Source organism: Desulfuromusa ferrireducens, assembly GCF_055389805.1.
The window spans coordinates 2,242,648-2,258,560 of record NZ_AP042415.1 but is presented as its reverse complement, the minus strand read 5'-3'; the positions used below and the strand labels follow the sequence as shown (position 1 = coordinate 2,258,560).

Sequence of the window (15,913 nt, the reverse complement as noted above, 5' to 3'; positions counted from 1 at the left end):
TTATTTAAACCGCATCCGCTTCTACTTCGCTCAAATCTTCATCTTTAATTAACCGCTCGATATCGAGCAGGATTATCACCTGCCGCTCAACCTTACCCAGCCCCTGGATATAAGCGTTACCACCCGTTAAGTCAGACATGGGCGCTGGTTCGATATCGAGTATAGGAATGTCGATGACTTCACTGACCTTGTCGACCACCAGCCCAACCGAATAGCCAGCAACATCCACCACAATAATGCAGGTTCGATCATCATAGTCGCGCTCGGGCAAATGAAAACGCATCCGCACATCAATCACCGGTATCACCTTGCCGCGCAGGTTGAGCACACCCTTAACGTGCTCCGGCATCTCCGGCACGTTGGTCACGCCCTGAATACCGATGATCTCGGTGACATACCTGATTTCCAGTCCATACCCCTCTTGAGCCAGCATAAAGGTCAGATACTTCCCCTGCATGGAATCTAACTCCGCTGGTTTCCCCTCCTCCGTCATCTGCAACACCTCGGACATCGCATCGCCCCCCTTTTTCCTTTTGGTTGATTCAACTCTGGCCGCCAAACACTCACGCAAACACAACAGGAGATCCTCCGGTTGACAGGTGACTACGTTTTCATTGAGGTAAGCGGGCGGATCGTTCTGGCTTCGCTGCAGACAGATCACCGGCAACGAATTAGATTGCGAAATTTCATCCATCAATAACTGACCAGCCGCAGTCTCCAACTGCGCCCCGAGCAGGACCAGGTCAAACCCCTGGTCGAGATGCCGGTCGACCCTGAGCCAGTTGCTGGCTTCTGCAACCGTGCTCGCTACAGTAGATCGACAATCGGCAAGCTTGAGCAAGAACCCGATCTCGGTGGCATATTCACAGCATGGCTCAAAATGCAAAATACTGTTCAGCAAGGTCATCAACTCCGTGTTATTCAATCAATCAGGACACTATGCATTAAGCACAACCAATGCCAAAACCCTAACCATCTCACAACATGCTGTTTTTACGTTGTTTTTAGCCACTTCTCGACCCAAAGCAAAGCAGAGTAACCATTGCAACAATTTGCTGCGCAAACAGCTCGCAAGATCGCCAAACAGCTGTCCTTAAACAAAAAAAAGGGGTTCAACAAAAGTTGCCATGGCAACTTTTGTTGAACCCCTTTTTCCGCTATCCACCTGCGCTCTCAGTCGGTTTTTTTCAACCTTCGGCTCAAGGCCTGATGTGAAACCCCCAGCAACTGCGCAGCGATCGTCTGCTTGTCTCCGGCTCTCCGCATCGCCTCTGCAATCAATAACTGGCTGACCTGTTTCAGGGTTGGCAGCTGTTCCGCAAAGCAAACTCGAGATCCCACATCGGCAGATTCCCCGCCAACCGTTTCTCTCGCAGTCCGCACGGAGAGCGTTTCTCGAAAGCTGGACATCGAGAGGACACCGCGCTGGTGCAAGCTGACGGCATTAAATACCATGGCCCGCAACTCCCTGACATTTCCGGGGAAACTGTGGGTCGCCAGCAAGGCCAGCAGCTCCGGCGGCGGTGTCGGAACCCTCTTCCCCAACGACTCAGCCGCCTCGGCCAGAAAATGCTGCAACAAGGGAGCAAGATCTGCCTTCCGCTCCCGTAGTGGCGGAATAACCACCCGATGCGCCCAGAGGCGATAAAGCAGATCACGCCGGAATTTACCTTCGGCCTCCCTGGCCTGCAGATCCTGATTGGTCGCAACGAGGATCCGCGCCTTGACCTTTCGTGGTTTGTCGCTGCCAAGCGGGTAGTATTCCCCCTCCTGCAGCAGCCTCAGCAATTTGATCTGGGAGGCGATGGTCAAATCACCGATTTCATCGAGAAACAGGATACCCTCCTGCGCCCGCTCGATCATGCCGCAACGATTCTGTTCGGCGCCGGTATAGGCCCCCTTGACATGACCGAACAGCGTGTCGGAGAACACCGTATCGTCCAGCCCGGCAACGTTCACCGCGACCCAGGGATGTTCGGGGCAACCGAGCTGATGCAGGGCCCGGGCGATCAATTCTTTGCCGACTCCACTCTCACCAGAAATCAAGACCGGTTCGGCGCTGCTGGCGATCGCCTCAAGGTAGCTGAAAATCTTCTGCATTTGCGGATGAACCGTCACCAGCGAGGAAAAAGCCGCAGGCAACGTCGCATCCGGCTGCAGCAGGGTCTCGGTTAACTTACGGTTTTCCAAGCGCAACTGGTATTGCTTCAGCACCCGGGTCACGCCGGCAGCCACCCGCGCCCGTTCATCGGTCTTGACAAAAAAATCTTCGGCCCCAGACTTAACGCAACGGATCGCCGTATCTATCTGGTTCAAGCCACTGAGAATAATAACCGGCAAGCCAGGATAACGTTCCGAGATGTGCGCAAGCAATTCCTCCCCGGAAACGTGCGGCATGGTCAAATCGAGCAGGACCAGACTGTAAGCATTTTGCCGCAGCAGCTGCGCCACCTCGCGGCTGTCACTACACTTGACAACATGATTAATCCCTGCGGAGACCTTCAGCGACAAGGCCAGACTGTTCAGCCAGTCGGCCTCGTCATCGATCAGCAGAAGCGGTTGTTCCGGGTAAGTCGTGGTCATTCGATTCACTCTTCCAGCTCCGACAGCGGCAACACCATCGAGACGCTGGTCCCCTCTCCCGGTTGCGATTCAAACAACAAGCGCCCGCCGTGTTGCTTGACAATCCGCGCTGAGACCGAGAGTCCTAACCCGGTCCCCTCCTGGTCACGCTTGGTGGAGACAAAAGGCTCAGTGACAGAGTTGAGGAGTTCCGGTGCAATCCCCTCCCCTTGGTCGATAACCTGCAAAACAATCCGTGAAGATTCTGCTTCGTAGCTGGTCTGCAGCTGAATAGCCTGATCAGCATTAGCCAAAGCCTGGCAGGCATTCAGCAACAGGTTGATGATCACCTGCTCCAAGCGTCCGGCATCTCCCTGAATGCACGGAAGGTCTTCGGCCAGTTCCAGCTTGAAACAATCGGTACTCTTCTTGAGGGTATTGTGAACCAGACGAACGGCAGACCGGACAACCTGATTGAGATCAGTCTGCGCAAATTCGTCCCCGTTATTACCGCGGGAAAAATCTCGCAGATCATCAACGATCCGCCTGATCCGCTGGGCACCGCCGTGCATCGCCGTCAATAGACTGGGAACCTCCTGCTCAACCTCGGCCCAACTGAGACCGTTGAAATCGACATCATCAACATCCTGCAGTTGCTGGCTTAAATAGGGAAGCAGTTCCTGAAAGACCTTCAGCAGAATATCGCTGTTGTAAAGCACCAATGCGTTCGGATTATTGATTTCATGCGCCACCCCGGCAGCCAGCACCCCCAGAGATGCCATCCGACTGGAACGCATGGCATCCTCCTCGAGGCGCTTCTTCTCGCTGATATCGATGGCGATGACAACCACCTGCAGCACCTGCCCCTCCTCTTCAGACAACGGGTAGGCGCGGACCTGCCAGGTCCGTCCATCGACGGAGGGGATCTCCCCTTCGGCCATCCCGCCGCCGTCAAAGCAGAGTTGCACCGGGTAGGGCGTCTCTTCGCCGAAATACTGTCTGAAGGTCAGGCCATCCTCATCACAGCCCAAATCATCCCGCAATTGCCGATAGGATTGATTGAGCCAGAGCAGATCGAGATCCTTACTAAGTACGGCGATCGGGTCGGCGATGGCATCCAGTAAGGTTTCAAACTGACGGGACAAACGCGAAACGCACTGTTTGCTGATCTGGAGATCCTCAGCGTTTTTTTTGCCTGCAGAGACATCTCGCAACGCTACGACCCGGGCCTCTTCGCCCTGAAATATACTATTTGTGGAAAGTTCCTCGACGCGGAAGAGGCTGCCATCCTTTCTGAGCATATCTATTTCGATGATCCCTTTGCTTTTTATCGCAACACGGTGCTTGATATATTCCCGGTAATTCGGCGCAACAATATCGAGAGCGGACATCCCGACTAATTCGTCACGGGTGCAGCCAAAGATATCGGCAACCTGTTGATTGGCGAAGACGATCTCCTGCTGCTTATGGATAAAAATGCCATCCAACCCTTCTTCGACCAGGACCCGATAGCGATCTTCACTTTCGTGCCGCAACGACTGCTCTGTAGCAAGCTCAGTCACATCGACAATGCTGACCAGTGCCTGCGGTGAGTTGCCGGTGGAGAGCGGAGTCGATGAGAGCAACAACTGCCTGAGTACAGGCCCTTGCTCGTTCATGGCAGTCAGACTGATCAGCCTGTTCCGACATGCACTCCCCTGCTGCAGGGTTCCTAGAAGCTCGGTTTCGAGCAGGCAACGGTCACAGGAAAAATCGCCACGACAGCTATCGGCATACACACAGTTGAACAGCTCTCCAACCCGCCGTCCGACGGAGTCCTGTTCCGAAAATACCGATAACTGCGCGGCCGCCTGATTGAGCTTGATCACCCGCCGATCGGCATTGATCACAAGCATGACAATTGGCGTATTCTGGTAAATAGCCGCCAATTCAGCCTCTGTCTGAATCAATTGCCGATGCTGCCGCGCAAGAGCCTGTTCAGCTCTTTTCTGCTCGGTTATATCGTTGAATATCACTGCACATTGCCCGACCTTCGGGCAGGATGCCGAAACCGCAAAATACCTGTCGAATTCTACGAAATAGTGTGCAAAAAAGTCCGGTCTTCCGGTCATCGCAACAGCGCCAAAACGTTTGACCCAGATATCCTCGATATCGGGCAAAGCTTCCCGGAGCTGGCGACCGACAATTTGCCCGGGAGGAAAACCGACCATCATCTCAAAGGCGTGATTGACATCGAGAAAACGGTAATCGCCAGGGAGCCCCAGCTCACCGGCGATGACTTCAAATAAAGCATAACCACTGGCCATGCCTTGCAGGATGGCCCGATGGTCTAAAGTGTCTGTGGGGTGATTATGTACTACAGGCAAGAAGATCCTCCTTGAAGAGCAACCAGGTAAAGGGCGGCCGTGTCTGAGCTTTTCCCTGTCTCGTCAAGCGCAAAAGCAGTTGCCGCGCACAAGTTAGAGTGCACACATCATGGGCCAAGGCAGCGGAACTTTCAAGCCCCTTCTATCTTATTGGTTATTTTTTCCCACTCATCGCATTTTGGGTGTTTAAGTGGGGAAAGAGAGGAGAATCAAGAGCGAACAATGGCTATTCGGAGAAGGGAGGAAGCGTCCTACTTCTAAACAGCCGGGAGAAGCGCAACCTCTTCCCGACCGTTATCGGTACCTAGGATCTTAACATCACCGTAGAATCGAAGCCGATCCGCAGCGCACCCCAGTGACGACCAGCGATCAGAATTGGCATCGACAAGTCGCTGAGAATATCGCCGGTATCACGCATGTAGGTTTGCAGCAGAAACCGCTCACGATTGCGTGCGCTGCGCAAACCGGTTGGATCGTTAAATATGCGTTTGTCTCGACTGCTGACAAGATCAACCTGCGCATCGCCTGTTGGGGGACGCGAATAACAGCTGTTATGGGTCGGGCCATAACCGTTACTGTCAACACAGAGCGCGAAGGCACCGCCCGGAACCCGCTCGACCACCTGGTCGTATAATTGCTGAAACCCCTGCTCAAAATGACGATCATAGGCGGTGCTGTATTTGGCGGGTTCGGTTCCCGGTATCATCTGATAGTTGGTGTCGAAGATATTGACCCCCTGCCCGGCTAAGCGCTCGAGCCGCTCAATAACCCGCCGGTGGAATTCATCTGCGACCCCCAGTAGCTGCTCAAAAACACCGCCTCCGGTTTTAAAGTATGCCACCAATTGCTGCATCTGTTCGGTGTTGGCCTGCAATTCCACGGCAACCTGACTGGATTCATCCATACGCTGGTGGACATGGTGGCTCAGTTGGCGAATTTCCGCGACGTTATCATGCATAATGGCATTAGCCCCAGAGACCTCTTGCACCGAGGCGGTAATCTCCGACAGGCGCAGATCATTTTGCTCAAACTCTCTGATCAATTCATCAAAACGCTGGCATGACGATTCCGCAACGGCCGAGGTCTCGTTGGCAAACTGGTTGATCTTGGCCGCCTCACCGGTGGCACTCTCAATCATGCTCAGCACAGCATTCAACTGCGAGGCAATATCCTTGCTCGACGTACTGGCCTGTTCCGCCAAAGTCTTCACCTCTCCGGCAACAACCGAAAACCCCTTGCCCGCCTCCCCTGCTCGCGCTGCTTCAACCGCCGCATTCAAAGACAGCAGGCCGGTTTGAAACGATATATCCTGAATAGTACGAATAATTTTGCCGATGTCGCGTGAGCGTTCCCCCATCTGTTGAATGGTCTGGTCATGTTCACCGATCTGCTGCTGCATATTGCTGATATCGCTGCGTAGCCCTTGTAACGACTGATAGGATTCCCGAGCGCCCGCCAAACTCTCGGAGGTTGAGGTGGCGATTGTTTGCACATTGGATGAAATAACATCGATAGAGCGCGTTGCTTCATCGCTGGAAGAAAAAACCAGATTCGCCAACTCACCCTGACCAGAAGCCTTGCCGGCTGAATCGCTGACACTGTTAACCACTTTGGCCGAACTAACGGCAATTCCCATTCCCATGCGCCGAATAGTGACAATGGTCTGCCGCAATCGCGCCATAAACTGATTGTAGTTGTCAGCCAGATCGGCAAATTCGTCGACACTGTTGACTTGTAGCGATTGGGAAAGATCCGCATCATCGGTGGCCATACTTTCGAGCTGGTCGTTTAATTGCCTCAACGGACGGACAATCAGGTAGCGAAGAAAAAACAACGACACGACAATACAGACCATCGCAAAGAGGCAAAGCCCTAGCCCGATCTGCAATTGCGAAGCAATCGACTGTATCTCGATTCCGATCTCAGCGGCAGAGCGCCCCGTAGTTAACAACGCTTCCAAGCGAACGACATTGCACCAAATGACGGCAGCAACCAACAACTGCAACAAACAAAGAAAAAGAAAGTTCCCGCCAATTTTCCGAGTCAACGTATTGAAAAAGCCATTTTCCAACCACTTATATAGCGCGACAAATATCGACATCCAGACAACCTCCGAAAAAAGAACTGGAACCCAAGCAACAAACCTGCCAGTATAATAACGTTCTACTTGCCCAATATATAGAAACACAAATACATGTCAATTGGTTTCCCCTAATAACGGGAACGAAAAACATCCAGACGACGTACATTCAGCCAGTTTCACACCCCGCCAAAGCTAACGGCAATTGAGGCGATACAAAGTTTTTATGAATATGAGACAACAGGAAACAATGGCCACACAGGCAAAGGCGAACAACGTTATGCAAGGCACTCAACTGGATGTCCAGCTTTGCCGTCAGTGTCGTGGCCGCTGCTGCCTTGGACATCCGGGGGTCTGGAGCGATCCACAGCGGTTTTTCTCCCTTTTCTTCGCCAAACAGGTTCCAACAGTCGGGCAAATGACAGAACTGCTACACAAGCAGCAACTGACGCTGCGCAACCTCGGCGGAGTTCTCATCCCGGCACCACGCTCCTCCGAGCAGGGGTGTGCCGCTCAACGCCTAGACGGTTGTACGTTTTCGACCGAAGAGCGCCCCTGTCAATGTCTGGCCCTGGCCCCAAACATGGAAACCCTGCTCGACGATCAAATCCATTGCAGCATGCCACCGGACTACGGTTCGAATACCGCCCGCAAAAGCTGGCGACCGTTCCAGGAACTTTTGAACGAGGTTCGGATCTGACAGCAAGCAATCAGGCAATGATTGCTTGTCCAGCGGCAAATCACTCAGCGACCGAGCACAAATTCCTGTTAAGCAGTGATGAACCTCATTGATGTTCAAGGGTTCCAACTACCCGTCCCGCTTAAACCATCAAAACAGCAGAAATATTTGTAAAAATATCCGACAAAGAAAAACAACCGATATCTTTTCCCTTCAATATCTGCAGGTTAAAATAACGGTAAGTTACTTGCATTAGATACTCTACAACTTTGCTCGCTTGATAACTCGAGTATTTTTATGGAGGACAATTCCCATGCTGATACCTGTCATCTACCCCAACGGGAAACATGATTTAATCAAGGATTTCTATCTGAACCATCTGATTTGCGCGGAAAAGATTGTGCAATTCAAAAGAAGCGATGGTTGGATCGATATCACGGCAGAAAATGTTCGGGAGAATCGCGCTAGCAGCCTTTACCATGGCCCGGAAAGAAGACTTAAAGTGCGAGATTCTACGATTCGACATTAAAGCGCGCGGAACTCTGCCGACCAAGCAACGAGCCAATTCTAAGATTTTCGGTGACGCTGTTCCAACGATGGCCCAAATAAAAAAAGCCGGTCCGCAATTACGCGGCCGGCTTTTTTCGATCCGACAACGGGCTGCTTGCTACCAGTTTTCCCCCAGCAACTCAAAATGCGCCTGCGGATGGATACAAGCCGGACAAAGCTCTGGAGCACCGGTGCTGGTGTGCAGAAAACCGCAATTGCGACAACGCCAGACCACCGCTTCTTCGCGAGCAAAAACACGACCACTTTCAACATTGGTCAACAAATCACGAAAACGCTTTTCATGCTGCTTCTCGGCAACCGAAATCATCTGCCAGGCAGCGGCAATCTCCGGGAAACCCTCATTACGCGCCACCTCGGCGAAGGCCGGGTAGAGATCAGTATGCTCTTCATTTTCCCCATTCGCCGAAGCAAGGAGATTTTCAGCGGTCGTCCCCATGTTTCCAGCGGGAAAACAGGCGGTGATCTCCAAGTCGCCACCTTCGAGAAATTTAAAGAATCGCTTGGCGTGTTCCTTTTCCTGATTGGCGGTCTCTTCGAAGACATCGGCAATCTGCACAAAACCCTCTTTTTTCGCGATGCTGGCGAAATAAGTGTAACGGGTCCGCGCCTGGCTTTCACCGGCAAAAGATTTCAGTAGATTCTTTTCTGTTTCGCTTCCTTTGATGCTCATGCGTATCCTCTCCTTGGGTTATAATCTGGCGACCGAATTTCTTCCGGACGCCAGATTGACATACAAATCATTAACTATAAATGGACTTATTCAATTTCACTCAGCGAGATATCCAGCGCCGCCGCAACCCCCTTGCCATAAGCCGGATCAGCCTGCAGACAATTGTTGGCGTGACGGATTTTGATCTCACGAGGGGCATCGCCCATGCCGCGAGCAGTATTGGCGCACAAGACCTGCTGCTGCTCAGCCGTCATCAAGCGGAACAGGTTTCCTGCCTGCTGGAAATAATCATCATCCTCACGATGATTCCAATGATCAGCAGCCCCTTCAACGCTCAGTGGTGGCTCAGAGAAGTCAGGCTGCTCTTGCCACTCTTCGTAGCTGTTCGGTTCGTAGCCTAAAGTACCGCCATGATTGCCGTCAACCCGCATTGCACCATCACGATGAAAACTGTGGAAGGGACAGCGGGAGGCATTGACCGGGATCTGGTGGTGATTGACGCCAAGCCGGTAACGCTGCGCATCGCCGTAAGAGAAGAGCCTGCCCTGCAACATTTTATCAGGGGAAAAACCGATCCCCGGCACCACGTTCGCAGGGTTAAACGCTGCCTGTTCGACATCGGCAAAATAGTTTTCAGGATTCCGGTTCAGCTCAAACACCCCAACATCAATCATCGGGAAATCTGCATGTGGCCACACCTTGGTCAGATCAAAAGGATTAAAGGAACAGTTGGAAGCGTCCTTTTCCGGCATAATCTGGATCTGCATTTTCCAGCGCGGAAAATCTTCGGCTTCAATACTGTCGTAAAGATCCCGCTGGTGGCTCTCACGATCCTGCCCGACCAAAACTTCCGCTTCGGCATCGGTCAAACACTTAATCCCCTGCTCGGTCTTAAAATGAAACTTGACCCAATGACGCTCACCGGCGGCATTGAGCAGACTATAGGTATGGCTACCATAGCCATTCATATGCCGGTAGGAAAGCGGCAGTCCCCGATCACTCATGGTGATGGTCACCTGATGCAGAGCCTCCGGCAACAGAGTCCAGAAATCCCAGTTATTCTTGGCACTGCGTAAATTGGTGCGTGGATCCCGCTTGACCGCATGATTAAGATCGGGGAATTTCAATGGATCCTTGAGAAAGAAAACTGGGGTATTGTTGCCGACCAGATCCCAGTTGCCCTGCTCGGTATAAAACTTCATGGCAAAACCACGGATATCCCGCTCGGCATCGGCAGCGCCCCGTTCTCCAGCGACAGTAGAGAAACGCACAAACATCTCGGTTTTTTTGCCAACTACAGAAAATATTTTTGCCTTACTGTATTTACGGATATCGTGGGTCACGGTAAAGGTGCCGAAGGCACCTGAACCCTTGGCGTGCATACGCCGCTCGGGAATCACTTCACGGTCGAAACTGGCCAGTTTCTCCAGAAACCAGACGTCCTGCATCAACAACGGCCCACGCGGCCCGGCGGTCATGGCGTTCTGATTATCAACAATTGGAGCACCTGCGTTATTGGTCAGCTTTTTCTTCATTGCCCTACCCCCATTCTGTGTTGAGAATATAAATGACGATATTGACGCGTCACAGCAGCTTTAATTAATAGCGCATCCACTGCCAGTCGCAACCGTCAAGCACCCTTTATGCCGATAGTTCCTACCTAGTAACTATTCCTATATTGTAGGCAAAAAAAATGAAGCCCTCCGATAACCGAACGGCTACAAACACTTCTGACAGGTGCCGTAAGCGACCACATTCTTCCGTTCTATCCGCCCCCAGGCATGAACCTCTTCCGGTAGCGAAGCTTGATCGATAAACTGCCATTGAAAATCGATAATCTGTTTGCATTTGCGGCAGATCAGATGATGATGCAAAAGCTGCGCGACCTCAAAGCGGGCCTGACTTTCAACGGTTTCGACTTTATTGATCAGGCCGTGACTGGCAAAAGTCGCCAGGGTTCGATAAACCGTATCAAGCGAGAGAGTCGGCATGCCCTGGACCAGACGCAGATGAAGCGTTTCGGCAGAAGGATGGTCAACCGCAAAGGCCAGCTCGCGAAAGATCTCCAACCGCTGGGGAGTCAAACGCAGTCCCTCCTTGCGGCAGGCATCTTCAAAAGCAGATAATTGTTGTTTGAGCGACTGCTGCATAAAACCACCGAATAGTAATTATTCTTAGGTAAGAATATACGTTACCAATACCAATCAAGTCAAGAGAGAGAAATAAAAACTGAATCACTAAACAGAAAATAGCGCGGCACCAAACTCTATGCGTCTTTCAATTCCACCCAGAAAGTGCTGCCCCCGCCGGGCGTTTCCTCGACCCAGGCACGCCCGCAATAAAGACGGGAAATTTTCTGCACCGTCGTCAACCCAATTCCCGTACCCGCTAATTGCCTCGCGGCTGCCCCACGGTAGAACAGATCAAAAATCTGCTGACGCTCTGGCAGTGAAATCCCCGGGCCATGGTCGCGAACAGAGATCCGCACAAAATCCCCCGTCCGCTCCCCGGCAACTTCGATCGGCCCACCGTCCCTTCCGGCATAACGGACAGCATTGCCGATCAGGTTATCGAAAATTTGCTGTAAAAGAGTTCTCGGTATCTTCAGTCCTGGCAACACAGCCCTTTCGACCACAACTCCGGTCTCCGCCAGCTGGTTCCACATTTCGATTAAGACATCCTCCAGTACCTCGTTGAGGTCGACCGGATCGAGCGGTCGTGGCAGGTGTCCGACCCTGGCCAGGACCAAAAGGTCTTCCATCAGCGCCATCATTCTGCGCCCCTGATTCTCGATCTTGGCCAGACAATCCAGAGACTGTTCATCCAACCGATCCCGACAGGACACCTGGAGCTCTTCGGCGAAACCGATGATCGGTGTCAGCGGGGTCCGCAAATCGTGGGAAACGGTGTAAACAAAAGCATCCAACTCCCGGTTGGCGGCAATCAGCTCATCCTCCGCGCGCTTTCGTTCGCTGATATCTTCGAAGGTGCCGAGAACACCGACAACCCACCCTTCGCCGTCATGCAGAGGAATTTTGTTGGTATCGACCCAAACCTGTTTGCCACTGGCCTGAAGCTGTGTCTCAATGATGTGCAACTCAGGCATGTCCGCCTCCATGACACGGCGGTCACACTCGCGATAGAAATCAGCCTCTTCTTTTCGCCAAGGCAACTCATAGTCCGTTTTACCGATCAGGTTCTGCGGCTTCTCTACTCCCGCTGCTTGCGCGAAGTTGCGATTACATCCGAGGTAAACAGAGTTGCGATCTTTCCAGAAAACATGCTGAGGGATGGAATCAATGACCAGCTGTAGCATATGTTTCGACTGCTGGATCTGGTCTTGAATAAGCTTTGACTCGTTGATGTCCTGCACCAACCCAATGTAATAGCGTGGCCGACAATCCTCTCCCAAAACCGCTGACATCGAGACATGTCCCCAGACAACCTTGCCATCTTTGCACAGAAAGCGTTTCTGATAATCAATCGCCTGGCTCTGTCCACTGTCCAGAAGTCGATATTTTTCAGCGGTTTGTTCCAGGTCAGCGGGGTGCGTGATATCCGCAACCCAACGGTCAAACAACTCATCACGCGAATAGCCCAGAAAAGTACAAATAGCCCCATTAACCTCCAAGAACTTGCCGGCCGGCGACAGGGTGATCATCCCGGACCCAGCACTATTAAAGATGGTGCGAAACTTCTCCTCACTAATTCTCAGCGCTGCTTCAGCCTTTTTGCGTTTGGTAATATCCTGTACGTTGCCAGCAAAGCAGCGAAGCGCGCCATCTGCCCCGAAAACACCCGCAACCGTGGCACGGCCCCAAAAAAACGAACCGTCCTTGCGCCTGTAGCGTTTTTCGTAGTCGATGACTTTGCGCCGCCCGGACCGAACTTCATCGTAGAGACGCAATGTCTCTGCACGTTCTGCGGGGTGAGTCACATCAAAGACATTCATTTGCAATGCCTCGTCTTCGCTGTAACCAGAAAGCCGGCAAAACGTCGGATTCATTTTCAGCCCATTGCCCTCAGGGCCCATGATCACCATACCGGAGCTGGATGACTCGAAAAACGAACGAAACCGATACTCACTCTCCCGCAAATTTTCGGCTGCCCGTTTGCGCTCAGAGAGCTTTGCCCACTGCTCCACGGCCCGATCAACAATGCTGGGCAACTCGATCAGTGATGCGTCCGAGGTGACAACATAATCCAACGCGCCGGCTTTCATCACCTCAACGGCAGCCTGGACATCGCCACGATTGGTCATGATGACGACGGGATAAACCGCCTCCCCATGACCATCGGAAAGGAGCGCGAGACTCTTCCCATCGGGCAACAGCAACTCGCTGATCACCAGATCAATAGAAAACTTATTTAGACAGAGACGCGCTTCGGCAAGGCTTTGCACCGCGACTATTTCCACCGGGGCAGGCCCCGACTCGAGAGCAGCGCGAGCCGCTGCCACCCGAGCTCCAGAATCATCAACCAAAAGAATGCGGTTTGTCCTTTTCTCCATGCTCCATCTCCCCCAAAAACTACAAAACAAAGACCCGTGGCCATATTTAGCCAGTATAGGCCAATGCTCGCCACCATTAAAAGGTAATTTTGCCGCTGAACTCTTTTTCACAGTATCGAACTGAGGTTTAGTTATTCCTATGTTTACCTTAAGCGTGATTTTCAGGCTAAAAGACAGCAATGTGTGGGGGGGGATCAATACAAGGGGCGGATCAGACTTATTTTCAGAAACGGAACAAAATGCAAACCGTTGACGTTTCTGATCAAAAGAGCCGGCAGCGACTATATGCTCAGCATTGCAGGGAATTAGCCCTCTAGCGCCTGATCCAGATCAGCAATGATATCTTCGGGGTGTTCACCACCAACACAAAGCCGAATCAGATTATCCGGAATCCCCGCCAGATCGCGGCCGACTTCGCCCTGTTGCTGATGGGTGGATATCGCTGGAATGGTGGCAATACTTTTGATCCGACCGAGATCGGTGGCGCGCATAATCAGCTGCAAGCGATCAAACACTCGCCGCGCCGCCTGATGTCCACCGGCGACGCAGAAACTGAGCAGATGCCCGTAACGATTGACCGCCGCGCCGCCGTCATCGCTATCGACCAGCTGCATGTAGCGACTGGCGACGGCAAAGCCGGGGTCGGACTCCAGGCCGGGATAAGCGACCCGTTCAACATGTTGATGTTTATCGAGAAATTTGGCCACCGTCATACTGTGACGACTGAGCTGATCGATCTTGCCGCGCAAGCCACGCAATTCGCTGAGCGCCATCAAAGCATTGAAGGGAGACAAGCAGGGGCCGTGGTCACGAAACGGGAGCAGTTTGACATACTGGGAAAAATTGCTGCGCAGCTCAGGGGGGCCGACCTTGCTGGGAATATCAGCGCGTGAAATCAGCGCTCCGCCAATGGCAAAACCACTGCTGGCGATCGATTTGCTCACCGAATGAATAACGATGTCAGCACCATAGAGCAAAGGCCGCGTCAAAGCCGGAGTGGCCAGAGTCGAATCGACCAACAGCGGCAGGTCATGCTGATGAGCCAACTGCGCCACGGCCGCAATGTCGAACACCGCCAATGCCGGATTACTAGGAATTTCGCCAAACAAAAAACGGCTATTTCCGTCTATCGCCTCGGCCCACTGATTCAGATCGAGCGGATCACGAATCCAGCGCACCTCGACACCCCGCTCCTTGCCGTAGCGTTCGTTAAACAGCATGAAGGTCCCACCGTAGCACTGACTCGAGACAACAATATTCATCGGTCCAGGCTGTTGCAAAAAGGGGTTGGTCGCCATAAAAATGGCCGACATCCCCGAGGAGGTCGCTAAGGCGGAGGTTTCACCGGAAAAACCATAACCTTCGAGCAGTGCGAGGGTCTCTTCCAGATAGTGGATAGTCGGATTTGCGATGCGACTATAGGCCCAGGCGGGCATCAGGTAAGCGAGCGATGCTTCCATGTGATCGCTATTTTCGAAATGCTGAGCCGAGCTCAGATAGGCAGGTTCGATGATGCTGCCTTGGTTTGCCAAGGCCTCTTCAGCGCTGTAAATGCCGTGGACCGCGATCGTATCAAAACGTTTGCTGCGCATCTTTTGCCGCTGGTCGGCCTGTGCCTTGGCACTCTGCTGGCCCTGCTCGACATAACGCTTTACCCCTGCGGAAAACTGTTGCTTTGCCATGCCCACTCCTTAAGCTAGCCAATCGTGAGAGTCTCGCTACAGTAAACTCTAGCCAGTTCTCCGCCGATGGCAAGACACGAAACACAAGAGCGAACAGATCTTGTCAGATCGGTCCGCTCTTGTTTTTTTGCCATCAGTCCAAAGACATTTCGGACTCCATCCGCCACACGCCCGGGGCAACTTAGGGCACCATGACTTTTTCAGCCGCGAGAAACAAAAAAACGCCGTGCAAATCGATTGATCCGCACGACGTTTCCATCCGACCTCGCCTGACCTCAAGCGATCATTTCAGCCAGTCGGCGTAAAGATCCGCATTGAAACCGATTATAAACTCATCCCCCAGCCGATAGGTCGGGGCGCGCAGGTTGCCACTAGAGCCCATCACCTTCTGCAGAATCGCCTCTTTTGCGTCGGCGACCGACTCAAAGCGCACGACCTTTTTCCCCTTGGCCACCGTCACCGACTTGGCCGCCTGCAACAACGCCCACGCGTCATCGGCATCGATCCGGATTTTACGCGCATCGACAACTTCCTCTGTTACAACCTGCTCCTTCTCAAGAAACTCTTGAGCATTTTTGCAGGACGTTCAACCTTTACGTAGGTATGCCCAATCGATTTTCATGCTGACCTCCTTTATTACAGGGATAGTAGATGATCCCTAAAATAGTATATCTTTATTGCGACTCTAATACCGACCTGATTTGTACACCGGATGAAAGTTATTGATGTCGTTAATAAACGCAAGCAGGGAGCACAATCGTGCTCCCTGCTTGCGTTTCAGACGTTCCGCTGAC

General features: G+C 52.5%; 11 protein-coding genes and 1 pseudogene. 2 read left to right on the top strand and 10 right to left on the bottom strand.

Annotation, left to right across the window (positions count from 1 at the left end; all coding sequences use genetic code 11):
- Nucleotides 1-4 precede the first annotated feature (4 nt).
- The 4 genes from ACZ5PT_RS10255 to ACZ5PT_RS10240 form a co-directional block, all read right to left on the bottom strand.
- Nucleotides 5-511 carry a chemotaxis protein CheW gene (locus tag ACZ5PT_RS10255; RefSeq protein ID WP_464266727.1) on the bottom strand — a complete coding sequence of 169 codons (507 nt, stop codon included), beginning with the start codon at nt 509-511 and terminating at the stop codon, nt 5-7.
- 662 nt (nt 512-1,173) lie between these two features.
- Nucleotides 1,174-2,583: a sigma-54-dependent transcriptional regulator gene (locus tag ACZ5PT_RS10250; RefSeq protein WP_464262939.1), complete on the bottom strand. Its 1,410-nt coding sequence runs from the start codon at nt 2,581-2,583 to the stop codon at nt 1,174-1,176.
- 5 nt (nt 2,584-2,588) lie between these two features.
- Nucleotides 2,589-4,928: a PAS domain-containing sensor histidine kinase gene (locus ACZ5PT_RS10245; protein ID WP_464262938.1), complete on the bottom strand. Its 2,340-nt coding sequence runs from the start codon at nt 4,926-4,928 to the stop codon at nt 2,589-2,591.
- 304 nt (nt 4,929-5,232) lie between these two features.
- Nucleotides 5,233-7,029: a methyl-accepting chemotaxis protein gene (locus ACZ5PT_RS10240; protein WP_464262937.1), complete on the bottom strand. Its 1,797-nt coding sequence runs from the start codon at nt 7,027-7,029 to the stop codon at nt 5,233-5,235.
- A gap of 205 nt (nt 7,030-7,234) precedes the next feature.
- Here ACZ5PT_RS10240 and ACZ5PT_RS10235 point away from each other — a divergent pair, with 205 nt between their 5' ends.
- Nucleotides 7,235-7,708 (top strand): hypothetical protein, encoded by a 474-nt coding sequence (locus ACZ5PT_RS10235; protein WP_464262936.1) that lies wholly within the window; start codon nt 7,235-7,237, stop codon nt 7,706-7,708.
- A gap of 292 nt (nt 7,709-8,000) precedes the next feature.
- Entirely contained in the window at nt 8,001-8,216 is a 216-nt protein-coding gene (locus tag ACZ5PT_RS10230) for a GSU3473 family protein (protein ID WP_464262935.1), read from the top strand.
- 138 nt (nt 8,217-8,354) lie between these two features.
- Here the strand turns inward: ACZ5PT_RS10230 and rbr are convergent, their stop codons facing one another.
- The 6 genes and pseudogenes from rbr to ACZ5PT_RS10200 all read right to left on the bottom strand — a co-directional run.
- Entirely contained in the window at nt 8,355-8,927 is a 573-nt protein-coding gene (gene rbr / locus ACZ5PT_RS10225) for a rubrerythrin (protein ID WP_464262934.1), read from the bottom strand.
- A gap of 86 nt (nt 8,928-9,013) precedes the next feature.
- The gene (locus tag ACZ5PT_RS10220) at nt 9,014-10,462 is read right to left on the bottom strand and encodes a catalase (protein ID WP_464262933.1); all 1,449 of its coding nucleotides are present in this window, start codon (nt 10,460-10,462) and stop codon (nt 9,014-9,016) included.
- A 183-nt stretch (nt 10,463-10,645) separates the two neighbouring features.
- Nucleotides 10,646-11,077 (bottom strand): Fur family transcriptional regulator, encoded by a 432-nt coding sequence (locus ACZ5PT_RS10215; RefSeq protein ID WP_464262932.1) that lies wholly within the window; start codon nt 11,075-11,077, stop codon nt 10,646-10,648.
- A gap of 116 nt (nt 11,078-11,193) precedes the next feature.
- On the bottom strand, nt 11,194-13,437 hold the full coding sequence (locus ACZ5PT_RS10210; protein ID WP_464262931.1) for a PAS domain S-box protein: 2,244 nt from the start codon (nt 13,435-13,437) through the stop codon (nt 11,194-11,196).
- A gap of 305 nt (nt 13,438-13,742) precedes the next feature.
- Nucleotides 13,743-15,119, bottom strand: a complete 1,377-nt coding sequence (locus tag ACZ5PT_RS10205) for an aminotransferase class I/II-fold pyridoxal phosphate-dependent enzyme (RefSeq protein ID WP_464262930.1) — start codon at nt 15,117-15,119, stop codon at nt 13,743-13,745.
- Nucleotides 15,120-15,402: 283 nt separating this feature from the next.
- Nucleotides 15,403-15,693 (bottom strand): annotated as a pseudogene (locus ACZ5PT_RS10200) (ArsC family (seleno)protein); the annotation flags it as partial.
- Between the last annotated feature and the right edge of the window lie 220 nt (nt 15,694-15,913).